The 21,999-nt window shown below is 52.3% G+C and carries 19 protein-coding genes; 11 read left to right on the top strand and 8 right to left on the bottom strand.

Going from position 1 to position 21,999, the window contains the following annotated elements; all coding sequences use genetic code 11:
- Positions 1-691 (bottom strand): Tim44 domain-containing protein (locus tag ABYK60_RS15735; RefSeq protein ID WP_372872972.1); only part of this gene is annotated, 691 nt, incomplete at its 3' end.
- 785 nt (positions 692-1,476) lie between these two features.
- On the opposite strand from ABYK60_RS15735, the gene ABYK60_RS15730 reads away from it, so the two are divergent.
- From ABYK60_RS15730 to ABYK60_RS15715, 4 genes are all read left to right on the top strand, one after another.
- Positions 1,477-1,950, top strand: a complete 474-nt coding sequence (locus ABYK60_RS15730; RefSeq protein ID WP_372872971.1) for an NYN domain-containing protein — start codon at positions 1,477-1,479, stop codon at positions 1,948-1,950.
- A 336-nt stretch (positions 1,951-2,286) separates the two neighbouring features.
- On the top strand, positions 2,287-4,560 hold the full coding sequence (locus tag ABYK60_RS15725; protein WP_372872970.1) for a carboxypeptidase-like regulatory domain-containing protein: 2,274 nt from the start codon (positions 2,287-2,289) through the stop codon (positions 4,558-4,560).
- A 341-nt stretch (positions 4,561-4,901) separates the two neighbouring features.
- Positions 4,902-5,306: an ExbD/TolR family protein gene (locus tag ABYK60_RS15720; protein WP_372872969.1), complete on the top strand. Its 405-nt coding sequence runs from the start codon at positions 4,902-4,904 to the stop codon at positions 5,304-5,306.
- A 140-nt stretch (positions 5,307-5,446) separates the two neighbouring features.
- On the top strand, positions 5,447-6,262 hold the full coding sequence (locus ABYK60_RS15715) for a substrate-binding periplasmic protein (protein ID WP_372872968.1): 816 nt from the start codon (positions 5,447-5,449) through the stop codon (positions 6,260-6,262).
- Positions 6,263-6,598: 336 nt separating this feature from the next.
- Here ABYK60_RS15715 and ABYK60_RS15710 read toward each other — a convergent pair whose 3' ends face one another.
- Entirely contained in the window at positions 6,599-8,032 is a 1,434-nt protein-coding gene (locus ABYK60_RS15710) for an MFS transporter (protein WP_372872967.1), read from the bottom strand.
- Between the two features lie 288 nt (positions 8,033-8,320).
- Here ABYK60_RS15710 and ABYK60_RS15705 point away from each other — a divergent pair, with 288 nt between their 5' ends.
- Together ABYK60_RS15705 and ABYK60_RS15700 are read left to right on the top strand one after the other, a co-directional pair.
- Positions 8,321-9,028: an arginine N-succinyltransferase gene (locus ABYK60_RS15705; RefSeq protein WP_372872966.1), complete on the top strand. Its 708-nt coding sequence runs from the start codon at positions 8,321-8,323 to the stop codon at positions 9,026-9,028.
- A 205-nt stretch (positions 9,029-9,233) separates the two neighbouring features.
- A complete protein-coding gene (locus tag ABYK60_RS15700; protein ID WP_372872965.1) occupies positions 9,234-10,451 on the top strand; it encodes a GGDEF domain-containing protein in 1,218 nt (405 codons plus the stop codon).
- 146 nt (positions 10,452-10,597) lie between these two features.
- Here the strand turns inward: ABYK60_RS15700 and ABYK60_RS15695 are convergent, their stop codons facing one another.
- Positions 10,598-10,987: a glycine zipper family protein gene (locus tag ABYK60_RS15695; RefSeq protein ID WP_372872964.1), complete on the bottom strand. Its 390-nt coding sequence runs from the start codon at positions 10,985-10,987 to the stop codon at positions 10,598-10,600.
- A 208-nt stretch (positions 10,988-11,195) separates the two neighbouring features.
- On the opposite strand from ABYK60_RS15695, the gene ybaK reads away from it, so the two are divergent.
- The 4 genes from ybaK to ABYK60_RS15675 all read left to right on the top strand — a co-directional run bounded on the left by ybaK (position 11,196) and on the right by ABYK60_RS15675 (position 14,812).
- Positions 11,196-11,690, top strand: coding sequence for a Cys-tRNA(Pro) deacylase (ybaK, locus tag ABYK60_RS15690; protein WP_372872963.1), 495 nt, complete (start codon positions 11,196-11,198; stop codon positions 11,688-11,690).
- Complete coding sequence (locus ABYK60_RS15685; protein ID WP_372872962.1) at positions 11,691-13,031, top strand: BamA/TamA family outer membrane protein; 1,341 nt, start codon at positions 11,691-11,693, stop codon at positions 13,029-13,031.
- A gap of 87 nt (positions 13,032-13,118) precedes the next feature.
- A complete protein-coding gene (locus tag ABYK60_RS15680) occupies positions 13,119-14,147 on the top strand; it encodes an NAD(P)H-quinone oxidoreductase (protein ID WP_372872961.1) in 1,029 nt (342 codons plus the stop codon).
- 245 nt (positions 14,148-14,392) lie between these two features.
- Positions 14,393-14,812, top strand: coding sequence for a hypothetical protein (locus tag ABYK60_RS15675; protein WP_372872960.1), 420 nt, complete (start codon positions 14,393-14,395; stop codon positions 14,810-14,812).
- Between the two features lie 72 nt (positions 14,813-14,884).
- Here ABYK60_RS15675 and ABYK60_RS15670 read toward each other — a convergent pair whose 3' ends face one another.
- From ABYK60_RS15670 to cutA, 5 genes are all read right to left on the bottom strand, one after another.
- Positions 14,885-15,910 (bottom strand): aldose epimerase family protein, encoded by a 1,026-nt coding sequence (locus ABYK60_RS15670; RefSeq protein WP_372872959.1) that lies wholly within the window; start codon positions 15,908-15,910, stop codon positions 14,885-14,887.
- Positions 15,911-16,054: 144 nt separating this feature from the next.
- Positions 16,055-17,203 (bottom strand): galactokinase, encoded by a 1,149-nt coding sequence (galK, locus tag ABYK60_RS15665; RefSeq protein WP_372872958.1) that lies wholly within the window; start codon positions 17,201-17,203, stop codon positions 16,055-16,057.
- Between the two features lie 141 nt (positions 17,204-17,344).
- Positions 17,345-18,952 carry a cation:proton antiporter gene (locus ABYK60_RS15660; protein WP_372872957.1) on the bottom strand — a complete coding sequence of 536 codons (1,608 nt, stop codon included), beginning with the start codon at positions 18,950-18,952 and terminating at the stop codon, positions 17,345-17,347.
- Positions 18,953-19,082: 130 nt separating this feature from the next.
- Positions 19,083-20,897, bottom strand: a complete 1,815-nt coding sequence (locus ABYK60_RS15655; protein ID WP_372872973.1) for a protein-disulfide reductase DsbD — start codon at positions 20,895-20,897, stop codon at positions 19,083-19,085.
- On the bottom strand, positions 20,897-21,226 hold the full coding sequence (cutA, locus tag ABYK60_RS15650) for a divalent-cation tolerance protein CutA (RefSeq protein WP_372872956.1): 330 nt from the start codon (positions 21,224-21,226) through the stop codon (positions 20,897-20,899). The genes ABYK60_RS15655 and cutA overlap by 1 nt, the downstream gene beginning before the upstream one ends.
- 254 nt (positions 21,227-21,480) lie before the next feature.
- Here cutA and ABYK60_RS15645 point away from each other — a divergent pair.
- Positions 21,481-21,999, top strand: a 519-nt coding sequence (locus ABYK60_RS15645) for an FxsA family protein (RefSeq protein ID WP_372872955.1), incomplete at its 3' end; no start/stop codon positions are given.

Raw genomic sequence — 21,999 nt, 5'->3', positions numbered from 1 at the left:
TGTGCTGCTCACCCTCGAGTTCACGGCGTTGCTGGCTGAGTTCGTTAAAGAGCTCAATCGACACGTATTCCTGAATTTTGTTCAGGTCGCCCTCATTCCAGGCCTGTTGCAGGGTTTTGTAGTGGCCGCGGGCGCCTTCCAAAAAGGCGGCTAAATCGAACCCCGGTGGCAAGTGAAACGGCACTGTGCTCTGGGGCTGGGCAAAACCGCTGTTGCCGCCATGGCCTCCAAAAGCGGCGCCCTCAGACTGCTGGCGATAAAGGTCCTGGCCTGGCGCGGCGCTGGCTTGCCCTGCACCTGAGTAGGCCGGTCTTGGCTGCGCCTGTGCTTTGGAGGCCATCAGCATGCGGATGACTTTAAACAGCACGAAGGCCAGCAGGGCGATGATCACTATGTCCATGATCTGGATGTTTTCAAAACCTTCACCCATAAAGAGAGCCGCCAGCAAGCCACCCGCCAGCAGGCCGCCGAGCATACCGCCCATCATGCCTTTTTTAGCTGTGGGTGCTGCCGTGGCAGGTGCTGCAGTGGTATTGGTGGCCGTGGTATTGGTGGCCGCAGGCTGCGACTGTTCCGTTTTCTGAGTTTTACCGGCAGACTTATTGCTGCCGAATTTCTTGGCTTCCACCACGGGGCTGGTTATCAGGCTGACGGCAAAAAACATCGCCAGCATAATGAATAACTTTTTCATTTATTTCATCTCAATTTTGAACACCGAATGGCAGGCATCATAGCGTCATGTTAGTTCATGTCAATGGTGATAAAAGTCGCATTGGTAAGAAAGCGCTGATTATTAAAAAGTCCGCATTTTAATTTAAGGTTAATTTAAGTTTTAGCGTGTTCGGGCTCGTTAGTTAAATTGCTGAGTTCGTGCTGTGTCCGCTTTAAAGTTATCAAGCTTGCAGGTGTTTAATGTGTGTTGATTCAGAGTGTATTTAATGAAATAAATCTCATATTATCAATGTGATGGTTGTTTTTGCGTTTTTATCAAGTTGTTGTTCATTGATGGTATCGGATTGTTGTATTTTTAATTAGTAAAACGGCAGTTGCTCGCCAAGCTCTGTATGGTGTATTAAGCTTTGATTGTGCTATTAAGGTGTTATGTATTCACCTTGTGTATTCGGTTGATTTTATTTTAATCAGTATTGTGATTATAAAAATTCTTGTTTTAGTTATTTAATTAAACCCGGATGAGTGGTTGGTAAACTAGCCAGAAAAATATAAAGGCGAGCCTCAGTAATGCGCTGGCGCCAGCGAAATCCAGTGTTTTTTGGCAAGCCACAGGCGTGGAGCTCGCTGCTGTCGTTTGTGTTGCAGCATCTGGGTTAAAGCCTGTGGGTTAAATCAGGTGCAGCTTGACCGGTGCGCGCCATCAGCTTCTGCCTGTGCTACAGTGCACAGAGTCTCGCCGCTGACAGCCGAATGCTGAAAGCCTGCTCGTCTTTTATATGAATCGGCCTGTTATAAGAATCGCCCGTGAAAAAAATCGCCCTGTTTGTCGATGTACAAAACATCTATTACACCTGCCGTGAGGCGTATCAGCGCCAGTTTAACTATCGCAAACTCTGGCAGCAGCTCTGCACCGAGGGGGAGATAGTCAGTGCGACCGCCTACGCCATTCATCGCGGTGACGATGGCCAGTTAAAGTTTCAGGATGCCCTTCGGCATATAGGCTTTGAGCTTAAGCTTAAGCCCTTTATTCAGCGCAGCGATGGCTCGGCCAAGGGCGATTGGGATGTGGGCATCACCATAGATGTGCTGGAGACCGCGCCCGAGGTGGATTGCGTGATTTTGCTGTCGGGCGATGGCGATTTTGCCCTGTTGCTTGACAGGATAAGACAAAAATACGCCGTAGAGGCTGAGGTGTATGGCGTGACATCGCTGACTGCCAAATCCCTGATGGAGGCCGCGAGCTGCTTTCATCCGATTGATGAGTTCTTGCTGCTGTAGAAGTGGCTGGACTAACGCCTGTATATCACCCGAATCTTGCCCTGATCCCGGGGCGTTGGCCTTCTTGCATTTTTTATCTCTGGTTGGCGTTGGCGGCAACGCTGGCTGCTTTTCGCCGATGCTTCTGCGGCGCAGGAGCCACATGCCGTAGCTACCAATAGGAAGAAAGGGCTAGAGCATAACCTAAAGGTGGCAATTGCCCCTATGTCGACTACCCTTATCCGTTCTCCTTGACCAAGGCTGTGGGGGTTGTTGTAGCAGGATGCGCTTGCGAATTTCTCAGAGGCATGCGTCTGGTTGACAGGAGGTTACTCTAAAACGAAAAGGGATATTATCATGCAACTCCAATCACTTGCGTTGGCAGCGCTGTTCGGTGCGCTGGCGCTCTCGCCCTCGGCTTATGCTGAACAAATTAAAATCCAGAATGTGCACTTTGATGCCGACAGCAATCAGCTGATGGTGAAGGCCAAAATCGACGGTCATCACCACCGCCATGACAGCGCCGGCGATGCCTACATTGAAATAGTCGATGCGGCCAACCCGGGCTTTGTATTAAGTGCCTTGCACACTCCCAAGCAAATCCACAGTAAAATCGATGCCGCTACCCTGGCGTTTATGCCATGTCAGGTGGGCATAGTAGTCAATGGCGATGAGGCCAATATGGCCATTGCCGATGTGAAAAATGTGCAGGGCAGCTGCGGCGGTTTTGCCGCAACCCTCGTCGGCCTGGTGACAGATGAACCCATTCCCTATGCCACTGTGTCTGTCACCCTCAATGGCAATACTTTTACCACTGTGGCGGATGAAAACGGTGCCTACAGCCTGGATGTGCTCACCACCAATATTGAGCAGCTGCTGCTGATTGAGTCGTCGGCCATCAATAGCGAAACCGGTGACAGCATCGATTTTGTGAATCTGGTGGGTAGTTTTTCTAGGGTGCTCAGTGAAGATGACCCTATCAATGTGACTAATCTGACCACTGCCAAATACAGTCTGGTACTGGAAGCCAATGGCGGCGTGCAGCCTTCCACAGTGGCAGAGCTGGAGCAGGCCGAAACGGCGGTGGATGCCACCGAGCTGTTTCAGCTGGCGGCCATCATCAAGCTGATTGTGGATGACCCCAATTACCAGTTGCCCGACGGCTACGACAGTATTTTGGACTTTATTGCCGATGGCGCGGCGGTGGATACTTTTGTGGCCAGTACCCCGTCCGAGGCGCTGGAGCAGGCGCTGGCCGATATTCTGGCCGACACTAATCTGGTGGCCGGCTTTAATGTTGCCGATGTGCCCAGCCTCTATTACGCCATCAGTACCACCAGCCCCGGCTATATGGCCCGAAGCGGCTCTGCTTTGGAGTTTGACAATGTGGCCATGACAGGCACAGTCCTCAGTTTTCAGCAGTGGAACGGTCAGGCGATTAATCAGGCCTTCAGCTGGCAGGTGGCCAACGGCCGCATTGAGGTGGTGTATACCGCGCCGCTGGTGACCGACGAGCTGGCCGACAGCATTGAGTATGTGACTGACAATCAGGCCGAAATTGATGCCTATTATGCCGGTGGCGGCGCAACTGACATGTTTATCACTCACCGCAGCCTTGTTCAGCGTGCCTATACCCGGGTGGTAGATGGCAGTTTGGTCGATGTGGTGTCGGTGGAATCCCGCAGCCAAATAAGCACGCCGCCGATTTTGCTGAACGACGGCAGTACCCTGACCATAGCGCAGCCAAAGATATCGCTTGAACACACCACGCAGAATTTCCGCGCCAATTACGATATCAGTAATATTCCCTTTGCCATCGGCTGCAGTGAGGGCGATACCTGTGTGTCCGGGTTGTGGGCGGGGCAATATCATTATTCCGAGGGACCGCGGGTATACGACGACTATGTGTTTCCCACCACCGCCTATGCCGACGCCCTACAATTTGCAGCCAATGGCACTGTCAGCGGCAAAATCTCCACTGCGAATGCCAACTGGCTGGTAGACAGCGACGGCAGGTTGGTGATCACTTACCCCGACGGCACCACCCAAACCAGCCAAATCCTTGATAAGCAGGGCATTGAGTTGGGGGTGTTTTCAGTGTTTGAGAACGCCGGAGAGCGTTATGCCGTGTACGATATCTGGGTAAAGGGTGATGCCAATTTGCAGCTTGGGGTAAGCGAGTTGCAGCCAAGTACCCCCAGCAGTTTTTGGGTGGGGGAAATCAACAGCTGGCTGCCGGGGTCGGTGGATGCCATGGGGCTGCTCAGTTACGAGCGCTTATGGGGCTGGCAGTTTTCTGCCGCTGAAGTGCAAAACACCTTTGCCAGCAGCGATTGGAGTGCGCCTGATGAAAATGGCCTGAGCAGTCTGTCGTTTTATCAGCATGCCCCTGTGCCTTTTGCGGTGACGGCCGATTACGTGAGTATTTCGCGCTTCCCCTTCGCCCGGCGCTACTGGTTCCCCATCAACAGCCAGCTGGTTGATGGCGATAGAGTGTTTTACGTGGTGGAGCGGGAAGTTCGCGATGGTGAGGCCTATGGCCGAGCACCGGGCTATCGCACCTTTATTCCGGCGCGGATTAACATAGAGCGCGAGCGGGACATGGCCGACTACCTCAATGTGGCTCGCTAAGGCTTAGCCTGACAGCAAAAAACCTCGCTATGCGGGGTTTTTTATTGGGGTTCTACAGCAAACAGGCAGCCTGGAGGTGCCAAGGCTTTATCAGCCCGGGCGTTGAAAAAGCAATGTTGCCTATTGGCTGGTTGGCATTTGTGGCTTTGCCTGATGCAATTGTTGCTGATTGGTTTTAAAAATGTTAAAAACTATGACTCGATGTGAGCTGGTTGGATGAGTTGGGTGTCGTTGCAGCGTATTCATACTGACAGGATCTTGGTTCATGTTGAAACGAATGACTGAGTACACGCGCGGTAAAAGGAATAAAAACCCGGAGTAAAAAATAAAAGGGGCATGAGATGGCATTTAAAAAGTACCTGAAAATCAAGGACGACATGCTGATAGATATGACACCTATGTTGGATATCGTATTTATTTTGTTGATCTTTTTTATTATCACCTCCGCTTTTGTCGATACTTCGGGCTTTGACTACAATAAGACCCGCGAGAACGCGCTTTCAAAACAGAAAAGTGATGTCATTTCGATTGATGTGAGTAAATCCGGTTTGGTGCGCATGAAAGGCCGGCTTATTGATATACAAAGCGTTACCGCCAATACCCAGAGTATGCTTGCAGATGCACCCGGTGCCGCCGTGGTTATTCAGGCTGAGCGGGAAACCCTTCACGGGGTGGTGATTGAAGTATTGGACATGGTCAAAATGGCCGGGGTATCCAAGGTCTCCATCAGCCAGTCGCGGGAGTAAGCCCGGGATGTGACTCCGGCCTTGCCTGGATAAGTTGCAGGCTTGGCGCAGGTTAAAGGTACCGATGTCTGCATGGCAAAGTGCTGCCATGCATTTGCTATACTGCTAGCAAACTATTGTCCTGCCGACGGGCACAATCCATGCGCTGCAATTATCTGGTTTTCTTTAGCTGCCTGTTAATGCTGTTGGCAAGCCCGGTGCAGTCGGATATGGCACCGCTGAAGTTTTGTGTTGAAGATACCGAATTCCCTCCCTTTAACTATTTTCTGCGCCATCAGGGCTCGCGCACTGCTGAGTCGGCTGGGTTTGATGTCGATTTACTCGCCAGGGTTTTCACTGACGCAGGGATAGCCTATAAGGTTGTCGCCTTGCCCTGGCGTCGATGTTTGCGGGAGGTGCGTGAAGGGCTGCTGGATGGTGCCATGAGCGCCTCGCTCAATGATGAGCGGCGGCAACAGTTTATTCCCTCCATTGCTTACTACCATCTAACGCCGAGTTATTTTTACCTGACTGCAGACATGCCTGCCAATTTCATGGTGGCATCAATGCATGAGCTTACTCAGCACGGAGCCGTATGTGGGATAAAAGGTTTCAACTATGCAAACTTTGGTTGGAGCTCACAGGATACGCTTAACGAAATTAAAGAATTACAGCTTTTGCCTTCAATGCTGAAACTAAAAAGGTGTCGGTTTTTTCTGGAACGTCTGGAAACCCTGCGCGGTACTTTGCTGCTCAACGGCATGCAGGATTTGGCCGGGACACTGAGTGCCAGAGCTGTACCCGGCAGTCAGCTGGAATCATTCCATATGCTGATCTCGCGCCGATCACCCCGAGCACTGCTTATCAGCGATCTTTTTAATCGCAAAGTGGCACAGTTGATGGCCAATGGCGAGTTACAGCAGTTATTGGACTATCACCAGCAGCAGCTTGAGTTGCAGCTCAACACCGGGCACTGATTGCGGCTGGGTTAAACCGCTTTATTTATCCCCGTTCACAGCGAATGGCCTTAGTCCTTCGCAAGAACTGTGACGCAGCAGATACCGGTTTAAGCCACGTCCTACGGGGCTTTGATAGCTACACCATTTTCGGCGTTATTCAACTTTGCCTTGCCTCGGCATGCCTATAGTTGGATGCCTTGAACTGTCGTCACTATCATAGCCAGAGCTGTGCTAGGACATGTTCGCACCTTTCCTAAGGTCAGTGGGTGTAAAGGTAGCTCAAATGAAAAAGCACTTTTCAGGAAAGTGCTTTTTTATGTTTAGTGGTGGCTCATCTTTTCGCTGGTTTGCAAATCAGGCTTTTGTTGTCGATTGCTTATCGGTCGGCACGGCTGCTTCAGGCTCAGTAATAAAGTCCTGTTCGCCGACAAAAGACTGTTCAAGAGTGGATTTCCCCATAATGTCGTCATCTGAATCGTCAACATCGTCAGACTCATTATCGTTGTCATCAGGGCTGCTGTCAGCGACTGCAGCAGGGGACATTTGCTCGTGAACCGACTCAATATCCAGCCGCGGGTCGAGCGCAGCGGCCAGTGGGGATGATACCAGGTCACCGGTGGCCATCAGGTAATCTTCTTTGCGTGGTACCTCGACCTTTTGTTTGCTGTTGATGTAATTCAGTCCCGCAAAAAGTACCAGGGTACAGGCTGACATAAAACCGTAGAGCATGCTGTTGCCAAACCATTGCATCAGGGTAGAAGCAATCAGCGGGCCGATACAGGCACCAAGACCGAAGGTGAGCAATATGGTGGCCGACAAGCCTACCCGCTCATTTTGTTCTACACGGGAATTGGCGAGCGCCGTGGCCAGTGGATACAGGGTAAAACCCAGAATCCCAAACAGAAAGGTCATCACCAGTGCCACTGTGGGTTGATAGGGGGTAACCGCGATACCGAGCGTCAGTACACCCAGCAGCAGACTGTTGATGCGCAGCAGGCGGCTGCGGGACATTCTGTCTGACAGCTTACCCATGGGCCACTGAGCCAGCAGCCCCGCAACAATGGTGGCGGTCATAAAGCTGGCCACTTGCGTTGGCTCCAGTCCAAGATTGCTGGCATACGCCGGGGCCAGGCCGTAGAAAGAGCCGACAATCATGCTGCCTATGGTTACTGTGGTCAGGGCCTGGGGGGCTTTTTTAAAGTAGTAGGTCACCTGTAGTGGCGCAGGAACCAGCGGCGCCGGATGTATCCTGCGGGTAATGGCTATGGGCACTATGCACAGTGCAAAACAGATGGCGATAAGTAATAAGGGTTCAAGCCCCAAATCGGGGTAGAGGCTGATGGCACCCTGACCCAGGATCAGCGCCAGATAGGAGACAATCATATAGCTTGCGAACACGGTGCCCCGTTGACTGTTGTCGGCTTGCTCGTTCAGCCAGCTTTCCAGCACCATGTACTGACACATCATGCCAATGCCAACCAACAGGCGCAGGACTATCCATACGGTCAGGTCATCCACCAGTGCATGGCCAAGGGCGGAGGCGGTAACTACCCCGGCGCTGGCTACAAAAGCCCGGATATGGCCGACTCTGGCAATCAGTTGATGGCCTAATTTCGAGCCGGCAACCAGCCCGGCGTAGTAGGCCGACATCATGGCACCAATCCACAGTTGTGGCACCTGCATGGCTGACAGCTTCAGGCCCAGATAAGTTGTCAGCAGACCCGCGGCTAACACCATCAGCAGGGTGGTACTGTATAAAGAAGCAAAGGTGCGCAGAGGATTGGCCATAATGAGATCCCGATAAAAATGCCATCGTGATTATAACAAGCATACGTCACAGTAACTGTGCGTTTTTACATTAAAACCTGAGAGCTGCCTCACTCTTTGGTGTTGCGGTAAAGACGCTTGTCACTCCTGGCAATTGGTGTGTGAAGCCAATTTCTGTGTCGGTGCATTTTTGTAGCAGCTACCTGCTGCTGTTTTGACTCCGGTTCAGCCAAGGTTCAGGCCCGGCTTTGCCTTTGGCTGTTAAGCCGCTGTAACATGCAGTCAATAGAATGGACATGAGTGATTGCGATGGATACTTTGGATACCCGAACAACAAAGCGTGGTTTCAGCGGTTTTCAGGTACTGCTTATCATATTGGCGGTGATATTGACGACGGCGGTGGTGAGCTTTTTCATCATCCGCAGCTATATTTTTCCAAGCCCTTTTACGCCGGTTACTCTGAGCGCCAAAGAGGAGCAAAAGCTCGACAGAAAACTCGAAACCCTCGGCTGGGAAGCCTCTGGCAGTAGCCAGGGTGGCCAGAGCAATCAGAGTAAAAGTAGTGGTGGCCAAAAGGGTATTAGCAATGATTTAACCCCTGAGCCATACCGCGAGTATGACGGTGACCGGCAGGTAACCTTCAGCGAAAAGGAGGTCAATGCCATGATTGGCCGCAGTCCGGATTTTGCCCAGCGTCTGGCTATCGATTTTTCCAGTAATCTGGCCAGTGCCAAAATGCTAATACCCATTCCCGAAGATTTTCCGATTATGGCGGGAGAAACCTTAAGGGTCAGTGCCGGGCTGGATATTCATCTGGATCAGCGCCGTCGTCCCGTGGTGGCGCTGGTGGGGGTCAGCCTGATGGGGGTGCCCATTCCCAACGCCTGGCTTGGTAATATGAAACAGGTGAATCTGGTAAGCGAGTTTGGCGACAGCGGCTTTTGGAATGCTTTTGCTGACGGAGTGGAAGATATTGAAATCCGTGAAGGTGAGTTATACATCAAACTCAAACCCTGACAGATTAAAACACTCTGCCGGCTGCCCATAAGCAGCCGGTTAATTATCGACTGCACTCCCAATTGTTATATTAGCGATTGCTGTTTAACGCATTGAAACGTATGGGAATTAGTCTGGAGTTTTGCAAAGGGCTGCGCTAGTATCATCTGATTATATTTTGCTGCGCCTCGTTACCTGAGTCCCTGCGCTGTAAAAGAGAGTGAGAATGGATGCTTACACCCTTCATATAGCGACGGCCTTATCCAGTGCCATCATGACCTTCAGTCTGCTGGGGTTATATGTCGTCAGCCCCAGAGAATACAGTCTGCTCCATTGGTCTTTCGCAGGCATGTGCTTCTTTGCCACTAATCTGTTTGCGGTAGTCTCTTTTCATTTCGCAATGCCATTCTGGATTTTGCCCGGGTTGGCCAATGTTCTCTACTTCGGTGGCCACTTTGCTTTTTTGACGGGCGTGCGACGCTATTTTGGTTTGAAAACCCCATGGCAGTTAGGGCTTGGACTGTTAATTTTGATAGCCGTGTTGCATGTTTTTCCTTACTTACAGGCTTCCGTTAACAACCGCATGTTGGCGTTATTGCCACTGCTGATGACACTGAATCTCTATACCCTGATGCTGCTGATGCAGCACGGCAGGGGAGAGCTCAGACTGGCCTGTCTGCCGCTGATCCTGCTGGAGTTCTTTTTCTTTCTGCAATTGGCGGTACGCACCCTTATTGTGGGGCTTGGAGGCGATCTCAACCTTACCCTTGCCGGCAACGAGTTCTACCAGACCTTTGGCACTTTAGCGATTTTGCTGTTTTTGTCTTTGGGCACCATGGCATGTGCACTGATGGTATTCCGGCGCCAGGAATTGGCGCTGAGGTTGTTGACCACCACAGATCCACTGACAGGCTGGCTTAATCGCCGTGCTTTAAACGATATTGCTGCACGGGAATTTGAGCGCAGTGTCCGTACTGAAGCTCCCCTTGGTGTATTGGTGCTGGATGTTGACCATTTTAAAAAGATAAATGACACCTATGGGCACGCATGTGGCGACAAAGCCTTGAAGCATGTAAGCGCCACCTGTGAGCAATTGCTGCGAGGGTATGACTACCGGTTCCGCTATGGCGGCGAAGAGTTTGTTATCCTGTTGCCCGGCTGCTCCATGAAAGCAACCCAGGCGCTGGCCTCGCGGTTACAGCTGAAATTGAAACAGAGCATTGTGGTGCTGGACGGTGACAGCCTAAGAGTGACTGTCAGTATTGGTCTGGCCCAGCGTGATGAGACAGATCAGGCTTGGATGCATGTTTTTGAGCGCGCCGATGCAGCGATGTACCATGCCAAACAAAACGGCCGGGATATGGTGGCCTGTCACGATGGTGAGCAGGTACGCTGCCATTTGGTCAGCGTAAGGACGGAGGTTGATGCCGCAGTCGCGGTCTGACAGTTTGTGATGGCGCTTTTGAGTTTGCAGCGGCGATAAAAATGATCAATTGGAGACATTCATTGTTGCGGTTTGATGCCTGATATGAGCGCGACAATAAAAAGCCCCGCACAGGCGGGGTTTTTATTGTCAGTCAGGCTGGTGATTCAGTTCAGTACCCTGTAGCCGCGTCCTGTCATGCAGTTGCGCAGAACCATTTTCTTTTCATCGGCTGCAGCATTGGCATTTTGCTGCTTTTCAGCATTGCGCTTCAAAAAGCCGCCAGTCACACCGATACCGGCGCCCATCTTGGCACCATCTGAACCGCTGCCGCCGGAGATAGCACCGGCTGCTGCACCCACTGCGGCACCCTTGACCGCGCCGGAAACCATACCACCAGAGGCCTGTTGCTGTTGCACCTGATTGGACAGTTCGGTGCACTGATGCATATCGTACAGATACTCTTTTTCATCCACGCCGTTGCGATCGACAATAATGTTGGCATGGGCGATGTTGGTGAACAAAAACAATGCAGTAGCAGAAAGTATGGATCTCATGATGGCCTCTCAATCAGGAGCAAACTTTGTATGCGGCTACTCTAATGTAGTTTTCCTGTACCATGGCTTAATCGGTATACCTGATTGGGTTCGCTGTACGGTAAAGTGTGTACCGGGTCACGAAAACTCTGGTTCAATTCGCTGCGGCTATGCGCAGCGAATTTAGGCTGGCACACTTGGCTGATTGTTTATATGGATAGATGAGCCAATGACTCCGGCAATCAAACAGGCCGAAAAGGCTGCTGTACCCTTTGAGGTGCTTGAATATGAGCACGATAACCGCGCTGAATCATATGGGCTCGAAGCCGCCGATAAGCTTGGGCTGACACCGCAAACCGTGTTCAAGACCCTGCTGGTGGCTCCCGATGAGAAATCCATGCCCATTGCAGTGGCGCTGGTGCCGGTGAATTGTCAGCTCAATCTTAAGGCTGCCGCCAAGGCTTTGGGGCAAAAGAAGCTGGTGATGGCAACACCGGCATTTGCTGAGCGATCCAGTGGCTATCTTGTCGGGGGCATTAGCCCGCTTGGGCAGAAAAAGCCCTTGCCAACCTTGATTGACAGCATTGCCGAACCCCTGGTCAGGATACATGTGAGTGCCGGAAGACGAGGGTTGGAAATTGCTATGGCGCCGATGGATCTTGCCGCACTTTGCCGGGGGCGATTTGCCCCGATTGCGAGCAGCACCCAGCACAATGGAGACTAGATGAGAACACAGCCAGCCAATCAGTTATTGATGTGCCGTGTGCTTCGGTCACTGGTGCTTTTGTCACTGCTCGGCGGTGGCTTTGCCCAGGCGGCGAGCCCACGGGTGAAAAACACCATCGACAGAATCGAGAGCCCGAACCGGGTGCGGGAAAATCTGCTGCTGCCGTACCTGTTCAGTACAGACACCATGGGACTGAATCTGGGTGTGGGGGGCATGATCAAGGGCTGGCATCAGGATCAGATGACCCTTGGCGCCACCGCCTTTGGCGGCGATGTCAGCCGCGGCGTCTGGGCCGGGGTGTTCAACTACCAAATTGAAGGCACTGAACGCTGGTTCGCCAGTGCCCACGGGCTATGGGCTTATTATCCGGATCAGCGTGCCTATGCCGGTGGCTCCATAGTGCCTGTGCCACAGGGCACACCCATTCCCGGCAGTAACGATTCATCAAACAGCCAGTACTTCGAAGCCGATGGCAACTCCAACTGGCTGGATATGCGGCTCGAATATGCCTTGCCCATAGGTGCCACGGCCAACAGTGGCATGGTGAATTACCGGCTCAGGCAGGGGCTGTTGGTGTCTGAGCCCAGCGGCGGCAAAGAGTGGAATCCCATGACCAGTGGGGCTACCGTGGCCATGCTGAGATATTTCTCGCGTTATCAAAGTTTTGAGTTTGAAACGCAAAAGCTTGATGGCGACTTTGGCGCTGTGGAGTTGGGTCTTTTATACGACAACACTGATTTTGCGATAAACCCCAGTTACGGCAGCCGCCAGTGGTTGTCATGGTCGACAGATCTTGATTGGGTTGATTCCGACTTTGAATGGGAATTCTGGCAATTTTCCGCCAGTAAGTTTTTCTCTTTCGGAGAGTCAGACAATGCCCATCAGCGGGTACTGGCGCTGAACCTGTGGACTGGCTATTCCCCCAGTTGGGAGCTTGAGTTCATGGATGATGGCTCACGCATTATCCGTGGCGGTGCGCCCTATAACGAAGGAGCCACCCTGGGCGGTTTTACCCGCATGCGCGGCTACGACTTAAACCGCTTCCATGACAAGGCAGCCCTGTACGTCAGTGCGGAGTATCGCTATACGCTGAAATACAATCCGCTGGCAGAGGTGAATTGGCTGCGATTTCTGCGGCTGGACTGGTTCCAGTTGGTGGGCTTTGTGGAGGCCGGGCGCGTGGCGCCTGAATATAAGCTAAGCACCCTCACCGAGGAGATGAAGTTTGACTATGGGGTCTCACTCAGAGCCATGACAGCCGGGTTGGTGGTGCGTGCCGATTTGGCCAAAAGTGATGAGGGCACTAACCTTTGGCTGATGGTGGACCACCCATTCTAATCACAGGTCTTGTTTTACACAAAAGCGGCCCGCAATTGCGGGCCTTTTGCTGGCTGTCAGGGGCTTTTGTCTTGCAGGGATGCTGCTATGCTTGGAACAACTTTTACCTTGGCGATATTTCCCATGACCTCTTTATACACCCATGTGCACTTCGATGCGCCCGGCACACCCGGGGTAATGACCCTGGTTCAAAGTCCTGTCCCTACCCCCGCTGAGGGGGAGGTGCTTATTCGGGTGAGGGCTGCAGGAGTGAATGGCCCTGACCTGGCCCAAAGGCGCGGCGCGTATCCGCCACCACCCGGAGCCTCATCTGTATTGGGGTTGGAGGTGGCAGGTGAGATAGCAGCTCTGGGTGAGGGTGTCAGCCGCTGGTGCCTTGGTGATTCGGTATGTGCTCTGGTGCCGGGAGGTGGATACGCTGAATACGTGCTCACCCCAGCGGCGCATTGCTTGCCTGTTCCAAAAGGTATGTCCATGGTGGAAGCGGCAGCGTTGCCAGAGACTTTCTTCACAGTGTGGGGCAACCTTTTTATGCGGGCGGGATTAAAGCCGGGAGAGACGCTGCTTATTCAGGGAGGGAGCGGTGGAATAGGGTCCACAGCCATTGTGTTGGCCAAGGCCTTTGGTGTGAGGGTTCTGGTGACTTCCGGCACCCTGGATAAGCGTAACTATTGTCTGAAACTGGGAGCCGATATGGCGTTTGACTACCGTGACGAGTCACTGGTGGATAAAGTGCTGGCGGCTACCGGTGGTCAGGGAGTGAATGTGGTGCTGGATATGGCCGGTGGGGCTATGATTAACACCCATTTCAAATTGCTGGCGATGGATGGACGTTTGGTATCTGTGGCCATGCAATCCGGCCCCAGAGCGGAAGTGGATATTTTCAGACTTATGATGAAACGCATCACCTGGACCGGCTCTACCTTAAGACCCCAAAGCATTGCCGCCAAAGCGGCCATTGCCCGGGAATTGGAGTCCAGCGTTTGGCCGTTGCTGTCACAGGGAGGATGTCGTGTGCCCCTGTTTGGTGCTTTTCCCCTGGAAGAGGTGGTGTCTGTGCATACCCTGATGGAGTCGGGTCAGCACTGCGGCAAATTGGTGCTGCTACTTGCTTGATATGCTGATTTTTTCGACTAAAGTCGGAATTGAACAAGAAAATGAGTCAAAGAAGTGAAAATTAACGGCAATATCTCGAAAAATTCGCTGAATTGGGCATTGATTCTCGGAAAGATTCTGCAAAAATACCCAACTTGAAACGTCCGAACAATTCGAACGATTTCTTGCTGAGGGAAGGCATCCCCAGCGGGTTGAAAAGACCGAAAACTCATAGTGTATGTGTTGATTATAAGGTATTGGCATATATGTATAACACGGCGAAGAAACAGGTTTGGTGGGGTGAGTTAAAGACGTCCCGTGGAACCGCTATCGTTATCCACGACAATCAGTTGCCGGAAGCTTCGGCTGGACGCATCTATCTCTACAACACTGAACGTAAGTTAATCGTTGAGTATGTGGAAGACATAGTGAAGCCCAACCTGCATGAGCTGGACGAAGCCGCCCTTAAGGCTGCGGAAGGCAAATTTGGCGGCGAGTGGAAAGCGGCGCGTTCGGACTTTTTGGACAAACACCAGTTACGGATCAATCTGAATAATATGAAGGACACTCCTGCTCCGGCCCGTAAGGCAAAAGCAGAGGCTGAGCCTGAATATGAAGATTTGGGTGGTGGTGGCAGCAACAGTGACGATTTCAGTGACGATTGGTCTGACGATTTCGACGATTAAACTTGCCTGCAGGTAGCGCAGTCGGCCCATCCGGGCCGGCGCGGACTTTTCCCTTCTTATAAACTTCTCTGGTCATTTCAGCGCATCGAACTGATAACGGCTGATGTGGTGATACACCTCATCCGGTAAAAGCCAGCTTTTGCCTAATGCCGGCTGATTCGGGCTGTCCGGCGGCAGCTGAGGTTCAAGGCATACTCCCTGATACGGACTGTAAATTCTCCCTCCACGTCCGGCTTCACCACCCAGAAAGTTAGCGCCATAAAGCTGAATAGCAGGCTGATTGGTGTAGAGCTTGAGCTGGCGCCCGGATGAGGGCGAGAGCAGCGTCGCTGCCAGCGTCAGTTCGCCCTTATTACCAAGCAGATAGCAATGATCAAAGCCGCGGGTGGAAGTCAGGGTGCTGTGACTTCGTCTGTTGCCTAGGCAGTCTGCCCTGCGCAGATCCAGTGCTGTGCCTTCTACCGCCAATGTCCCTGTGGGGATGCCAGTGGTGTCCGTTTCAAGATAATGATTGGCATGTATTGCCACCCTGTGGTTGGCGCAGTCGGCTTCGCCGTCGAGATTAAAGTAGCTGTGCTGGGTAAGGCTTACAGGGCAGGCTTTATCAGTGGCTGCCATAATTTCGACGAACAGATTATTAGCGACCAGACGGTAATCCAGTTGTACTGTACAGTTGCCCGGAAATCCCATATCACCATCAGGGCTGCGCAACGTTAAGCGTGCGCCATCCGGCAGTAGGCCAAGGTGCCAATTTTTGCGGTTAAAGCCTTCGCGGCCACCGTGCAGGCAATTGCTTGTCTGATTGATATCAAGATGATAATGCTGACCGTTGAATTCGAGTTTTCCGCCAGCGATGCGATTGGCAAAACGCCCTGCAATGGCACCCAGATGAGCTTGCTGTGTCAGATAGTCTTCTGCGCTGTCGCAGCCCAGTACGATATTGGCACGTTCGCCATGGCTATCCGGAGTCCAGAGTGAGCGGATGATGCCGCCGAGGCTCAGCACTTCAATGGCCAGTTGGCCATTGTCCAGACGTACCCGTTCAATTTCACCGCCCCGGGGATCCTGCCAGGGTTCAAGCACCGTAAAGCGCACCATGGATGGCCTTCCTTATTCATTTAATTTCAATGCACTATAAACGAAAGTCCGGGAGGGCAACAGCAGCTGCATTCGTATGCTTTGACACAGGAAACGGGCCCCAACTGGGCATTTGCCCGTCTGCAGGATAAGGAAGGAGTCTGCCTAGTTGTCGATACGCCCCGCCCCGCCACTGGCAGCACACATGTAGAGCATTGGCTCCAGCCCGGTTAATGCAGGATATTCAGTTTCCACCGCCTGGATAACTGCATCGGTCAGCTCGTGTTCCACCAGTGCGATAACACTACAGGCATCTGTCATGCGTACGCCGCCCCGGGAGCCAACAGCCCTGGCAATGACTTGCACCAGGGTTTCGATTTCAGGGACCATCAGCTCAAAATTATCTCTCAGTGAAGCGTGGGATTGAGCCATCAGCTCCGAAAGACGTGCCACATCCCCCCGCTTGAGTGCGCGTCCTGCACTCTGAGTACGGGCATTTTCGCTCATGACATGGCAAACCCGTTTGTACAGGGTTGCATCCAGGTCACTTTTGGCAGCATCCAGCTCATGGGGTTCCAGATCCCTGAGGGAGCTCAAACCGAAATAGTCGGCTGCGGTGCGACATTCTTCAGCGCGCTTCCGGTAGGTTTCATCCAGCAGCTTGGGATCCAGTGGTGAATGCACAATCATCAGACTCAGCTCGTCCGGTATTTGCACCGCGTCAATATCCAAATCCAGGCAATCAATGAGCAGGGCTGAGTCGGCCTCTCCGAGGGCGCTGGTCATGTGATCCATGATGCCACAGGCATAACCCTGAAAGCGGCTTTCGCCACGTTGCGCCAGTTGGGCTATGGCCATGGGGGACAAGTTGAATTGACTGCTGTCGTTTATTGCTGTGCCAAAGGCTATCTCGAGAGCACCGGAAGAGGAAAGCCCCGCGCCAATCGGGACAGAGCTGACTACGGCCAAGTCCAGCCCTTTGGGCTTAAGACCTGCATGCCCCAATGCCAGGGTAAAGCTTTTCAGATAGTTAACCCAGTCTCCGCCTGCGGTAACTTCGCCTTCTTCACCGAAGACCCACTCGCCCAGTTCGCCCGGAAAGGCTTCGGTTATCACCCGGAATTTGTGGTCATCACGACGCTTAACGGCGATTACCGTATGAAAGTTGATGGCGGCCGGCAGCACAAAGCCGTCGTTATAGTCGGTGTGTTCACCGATAATATTGACCCGTCCGGGCGCCTGGTAACAGGCATCGGCTTTGGTTCCGAAAGTTTGGACAAACAGCTTGGTGGCGCGCTGTGCAGGGTTCGACATGCTTACTGATCCCACTGATAACCGGATACCCCACTGACGACGGGGGCTTTCTCCCGTTATATCATGTCTGAAGGACCTGGAAAACTGAGATTTTTGCGTCAGGCGAACAATGAAAAACGCCGCGAAATTGCGGCGTTTGCATCAGGCCTCAGCTTGTGCTGATTTTGGTGGGCATGGCATGAGCTCATTGGCGACATGGTCAACAAAACCGGCACCGGCTGCCTCATAGAGATTGTACACACTGTGAACGCCTGACTCCCTGAGTGACTCTATGTGTTCCGCGTACTGAACAATGGCGCTGATCTTTCCCTGATAATCCTGTTTTTTAAGCTGCTCTACCGCAAACAGGTTTCCCGCATGGTGTGGCATAGCCAGCAGCACCAGTTCCAGATTGGGTGCCCGGTCGAGTTTCTCCCAGAAATCCGTATCAGATGCATCGCCCTGTACCACATTACGGCCCTGCAATTTATGGAAATCCACCAGTTCATGCTTGTGTTCGATACCTAGTATTTGGCCTTCGAAGCGAGCGGCCAACTCATCGTAAGCCCCCGACCCGATACGACCCATCCCCAGGATCAGAAAGCGTGGATTGCCAATAGGGATAGGGCGGTCTTCGGGATGCAGCGGCGGCCGTTCCATACGGCGAAGTGGCTGCTGAAACTTCTGGTAAATTTTACCTACCAGATTATTCAGTGGTGCGGCAATCAGGAAACTCAGGCTCAGAGCCACGGCTATGATGATAAGCCATTGTGACGGCAGCCAACCTTTAGCTGCTGCAACGGCTGCAACAATCAAACCGAATTCGCTGTAATTACCCAGGTTGAAGGAGGCGAGCATTGAGGTGCGCGATCGCAGCTTAAAGCGGGTCAGCAGCATGACGAACAGCGCAACCTTGAAGGGCAGCAGTGCTACCAGCAGACCGGCCAGCGCCACGTCTTCCAGTGTGGGTAATCCGTTCAGGCCTATGGTCAGGAAGAAGGCGACCAGAAAAAGTTCTTTAAAATAAAATAATGATTTTGCCAGCTCTGATGCTTTGGGGTGGCCAGCCAGCAGCACCCCTACAATCAGGGCTCCCAGATCGGGTTTCAGGCCGACGGCCTCAAACAGCCAGGCTCCCACTACCAGCGCCATCACCAATCCAAAGAGCACCAGTAACTCACCGTGGCCGACCTTATCAAATGCGCGGTAAATCAGTGGTCTTGCCAATGGCAACAACAACAATGACAGCGCCCAGATTGACGGTACTTCGCCCTTGGATGCTGTCAGGAAGGCGACGGCAAAAATATCCTGCATAATCAGGATACCAATGGCGACCCGTCCATAGAGGGTTTGCATATCACCTTTGTCTTCGAGCACTTTTACCGCAAATACGGTAGATGAAAAGCTCAGTGCAAACGCCAGCAGTGAAAACTGGTTCAGGGTTAAACCGCTGAGTTGATCCAGTCCCAGCATGCCCAGAAGTTTGAGTACCGGAACTAAAAACAACATGGTGCCAAGCAGGTGCAAGCTGGCACCTGCCCACACTTCAGCTCTGAACAGGCTGCGCAAATCCAGCTTGAGGCCAATGGCAAACAGCAGCAGGGTGACACCCAAATCGGCAAATTGTTGTAACAATGGCAGGCTGGACTCTTTGATGCCGAACATAAACAGCACAAAGCCGGCGACCAGATATCCAATGAGTGGCGGCAAACCTACGCGGTTGACCAACAGGCCGCAGGCGAGGGTAATGACGAGGATGGCCGGTTCCATGAGACTCCCTTTATGGTTTGGCTATTAGCGTGTTCAGCCTCCCATGATAACCCAGAATTTTTAAGGTGAGATGAAAAAAGGCAAAGACTTCAATGAAATCTTTGCCTTTCGATAAAGGTGGGACAACTTGTCAGTACTGTTTTAACAGATCTAGATGGCCGGCAAATTCCTTGGGTGCCATAAAGCCCGTTACTCTCAGATCGTCGCGCAGGCCGCTTTGTGGGTCGAAGAATAACAAGGTCGGCAGCCCCAGTACACCGTAGGTCTCGAGCAAAGTCACATCGATGGCATCGGATTTGGTTACGTCCGCTTGCAACAGCACCATCTCATCGAGGCGCTGCTTTACTTGTGGATCCGGGAAGGTAATGTGCTCAAATTCCTTACAGGCCACACACCAGTCGGCGTAGAGATCCAGCATGACAAACTTGCCCTCCAGACGGGCAATGGCAAGTTCCGCATTAAGATCTTCCACAGACTTGATACGCTTGAACTGCACGTTTTGCTGAGCTTGTTGCGCTTTGTTGGTGGGCATCTGGAAGCCCAGTCCGCCCATTACAGCCTGGAAACCATAGGAGAATGCCGCCAGTAAGCTGAGCATCAGCAATACGGTACGCACGGTTTGCTTCCAGTTGAATTCGGTTTTTTTATTCTGATGCAGCAAATAACCTGCCAGTGTCACACCCCAGAGGGACCACAGCAGGTCTGATACAATGCCGGGCCAAATGCGGCCAATCATCATCACAGACACAGCAATCAGCAGGAAACCAAATATTGTCTTGATGACTTCCATCCAGGCTCCCGCTTTTGGCAGCAGTTTTCCGCCAGAGGTGCCCATCAGCAGCAAGGGTAATCCCATCCCCATGCTGAGCACATAGAGGGCGGCAAACCCCATCAGGAGATCACCGCTTTGGGCTACGTAGACCAGGGCGCCGGACAGGGGCGCTGTAGTGCAGGGAGACGCCACCAGACCTGAGATCACGCCCATGATGAAGACGCCGGTCAGGTTGCCACCTTTTTGGTTATTCGACAGGCTGTTCATCTTTTCTTGCCAGGAGGCCGGCAGCTTAAGGTCATAAAGACCAAACATCGACAAGCTGAGGATAAAGAACAAAATAGCCAGACCAATCAATACTACCGGATGTTGCAGTGCTGCCTGGTACTTCATCCCGGCTGAGGCCACCACCAATCCCAGCAGTGAGTAGGTAATGGCCATGCCTTGTACATAGGCCATGGACAGGGTGAATGCGCGGCCGGTGGACAGTTTTTCTCCCTGCCCGACGATAATGCCGGACAAAATGGGATACATGGGGAAAACACAGGGAGTGAGCGCAAGGCCGATACCGAGTCCGAAGAACAGCAGTAATGTCCAACCCAGATTTCCCTCTGTCAGCATCTGAGCCAGGCTGTCCTGCTGAGTCAGGGGGCCGGTAGACATTGAAGAGGAGTCGTTCGATGGGCTGACTTCAGTGCTGATGTCCAGCTTCCCATCATTTTGGGCGACCGGTTTGAGCTCTGCGCTGACCTTGGTTGGCGGGAAACACAATTTTCCTTCCGCGCAGCCCATGAAGGTGACGGTAATCCTGGCGTCATGCCCGGCTTCTTTAATGGCGGCAGGCAGTTCTACAAAACTGTAGTACACCTCTTGTTTACCGAAATACTCATCTTCGTGCATCTTGCCCTTGGGCAGATGGATCTCGCCAACCTCACCATTTTCCAGCTCAAATTTAAGCTTGTCGCGGTAGAGGTAATAGCCATCGGCAATCACAAATGACAGGGTGATGCGATTTTCCTGTTGGCGCGCATCAAAAACAAAGGCTTGATCAACCGGCATTAATTCGGGTTCGCCCTTGAGAAAATCAAATTTTTTACCAAACACATCGTTGGCAAATGCCGTGGGGGCGAGCAGCATCAAGGTGCTCAGCAGCAGAATGGTGATTTTTTTCATCATTGGGTGTTATCTTTTATCCAGTTCAAATAGCCGGGCAGCCCCTGAGTAATGGGCAAGGCGATAATCTCGGGCAGTTCGTAGGGATGCTGCGTCAGGATCAGCGCTTCCACCTTGGCATAGAGTGCCTTTCTCGTTTTGATATACAGGGGATATTCCCTGTCTTCACACACTTTTTCCTGCCAGCTGTATACCGAGGTCATTGGACTGCCAAGCTGGGCGCAGGCTGCAAGATTTTCAGCAACCAAGAGCTTTGCTATTCCCAGACCCACGTTCTCGGACGGGCAGCTGGTCATGATCAGGATACAGTCATCAAAGGGTGTTGCCATGATCTCTCCCAAGGTTTAAACCTGCCTTAAGGCAAATCTGTTAGTATTCCAAAGGAGTCTGAACGCCCTGGATTGACCAAACCGACCTCAAGTTTGTAAGCAGGCAACACTTTACGTGTTTTAACTGAGGCTTGCATTAAGAGAAAGCTGAAATAGTGACAACCGTTGTTTCAGGTAACTGTAATGCTGCCAGCCTTGAAGTCTGACCGGATAACCCCCATCTATATTGCATAACCCAAGTACCCGAGGCCGACATGTTTTTTATTTTGTTGTTGATATTTATCGTCATACCCGTGGTTGAGCTATCAGTGCTCATCAGGGTTGGAGAGGCCCTCGGCAGTTTGACTACTGTGGCACTGGTTATCTTCACTGCCGTGGTGGGAGTTTCTTTGGTGAGAAGCCAGGGCCTTTCGACCCTGATGCAGGCACAGCAGAAAATGGCCCGAGGTGAGGCGCCGACCGATGAGTTGGTTGAAGGCATGATGCTGGCAATGGCTGGCGTGTTGTTGCTGATCCCGGGGTTTGTTACCGATTTTATCGGCCTGTTACTGCTGACGCCCATTACCCGCAAGCCTCTGGCGGCGCTGGTTAAAAAACGGATGCAATTCAATGTGATGAATGGCGCTGGTTTTGGGCAAACCGGTCAGAATCCCTTTGGCGGGCAGAATCCCTTTGGTGGTCAGAACCCTTTTGGCGGCAATACCTTTGAAGGCGATTTTGAACGCAAAGAGGAACCCCTGGATGGCAGTAAGCGCCTTGATAACGGCGAAAAT

The sequence above is a fragment of the Shewanella sp. genome (genome assembly GCF_041630135.1).
GTDB lineage: Bacteria > Pseudomonadota > Gammaproteobacteria > Enterobacterales > Shewanellaceae > Shewanella.
The sequence above is the reverse complement of the archived record's forward strand: the minus strand, read 5'-3'. Positions and strand labels throughout refer to the sequence as shown.

Excerpts from the sequence above, each read along its gene's own strand:
- ABYK60_RS15725 (WP_372872970.1), top strand. The coding sequence starts at position 2,287 with ATGCAACTCCAATCACTTGCGTTGGCAGCGCTGTTCGGTGCGCTGGCG.
- ABYK60_RS15720 (WP_372872969.1), top strand. The coding sequence starts at position 4,902 with ATGGCATTTAAAAAGTACCTGAAAATCAAGGACGACATGCTGATAGAT.
- ABYK60_RS15715 (WP_372872968.1), top strand. The coding sequence starts at position 5,447 with ATGCGCTGCAATTATCTGGTTTTCTTTAGCTGCCTGTTAATGCTGTTG.
- ABYK60_RS15710 (WP_372872967.1), bottom strand. The coding sequence starts at position 8,032 with ATGGCCAATCCTCTGCGCACCTTTGCTTCTTTATACAGTACCACCCTG.
- ABYK60_RS15705 (WP_372872966.1), top strand. The coding sequence starts at position 8,321 with ATGGATACTTTGGATACCCGAACAACAAAGCGTGGTTTCAGCGGTTTT.
- ABYK60_RS15700 (WP_372872965.1), top strand. The coding sequence starts at position 9,234 with ATGGATGCTTACACCCTTCATATAGCGACGGCCTTATCCAGTGCCATC.
- ABYK60_RS15695 (WP_372872964.1), bottom strand. The coding sequence starts at position 10,987 with ATGAGATCCATACTTTCTGCTACTGCATTGTTTTTGTTCACCAACATC.
- ybaK (WP_372872963.1), top strand. The coding sequence starts at position 11,196 with ATGACTCCGGCAATCAAACAGGCCGAAAAGGCTGCTGTACCCTTTGAG.
- ABYK60_RS15685 (WP_372872962.1), top strand. The coding sequence starts at position 11,691 with ATGAGAACACAGCCAGCCAATCAGTTATTGATGTGCCGTGTGCTTCGG.
- ABYK60_RS15680 (WP_372872961.1), top strand. The coding sequence starts at position 13,119 with ATGCTTGGAACAACTTTTACCTTGGCGATATTTCCCATGACCTCTTTA.
- ABYK60_RS15675 (WP_372872960.1), top strand. The coding sequence starts at position 14,393 with ATGTATAACACGGCGAAGAAACAGGTTTGGTGGGGTGAGTTAAAGACG.
- ABYK60_RS15670 (WP_372872959.1), bottom strand. The coding sequence starts at position 15,910 with ATGGTGCGCTTTACGGTGCTTGAACCCTGGCAGGATCCCCGGGGCGGT.
- galK (WP_372872958.1), bottom strand. The coding sequence starts at position 17,203 with ATGTCGAACCCTGCACAGCGCGCCACCAAGCTGTTTGTCCAAACTTTC.
- ABYK60_RS15660 (WP_372872957.1), bottom strand. The coding sequence starts at position 18,952 with ATGGAACCGGCCATCCTCGTCATTACCCTCGCCTGCGGCCTGTTGGTC.
- ABYK60_RS15655 (WP_372872973.1), bottom strand. The coding sequence starts at position 20,897 with ATGAAAAAAATCACCATTCTGCTGCTGAGCACCTTGATGCTGCTCGCC.
- cutA (WP_372872956.1), bottom strand. The coding sequence starts at position 21,226 with ATGGCAACACCCTTTGATGACTGTATCCTGATCATGACCAGCTGCCCG.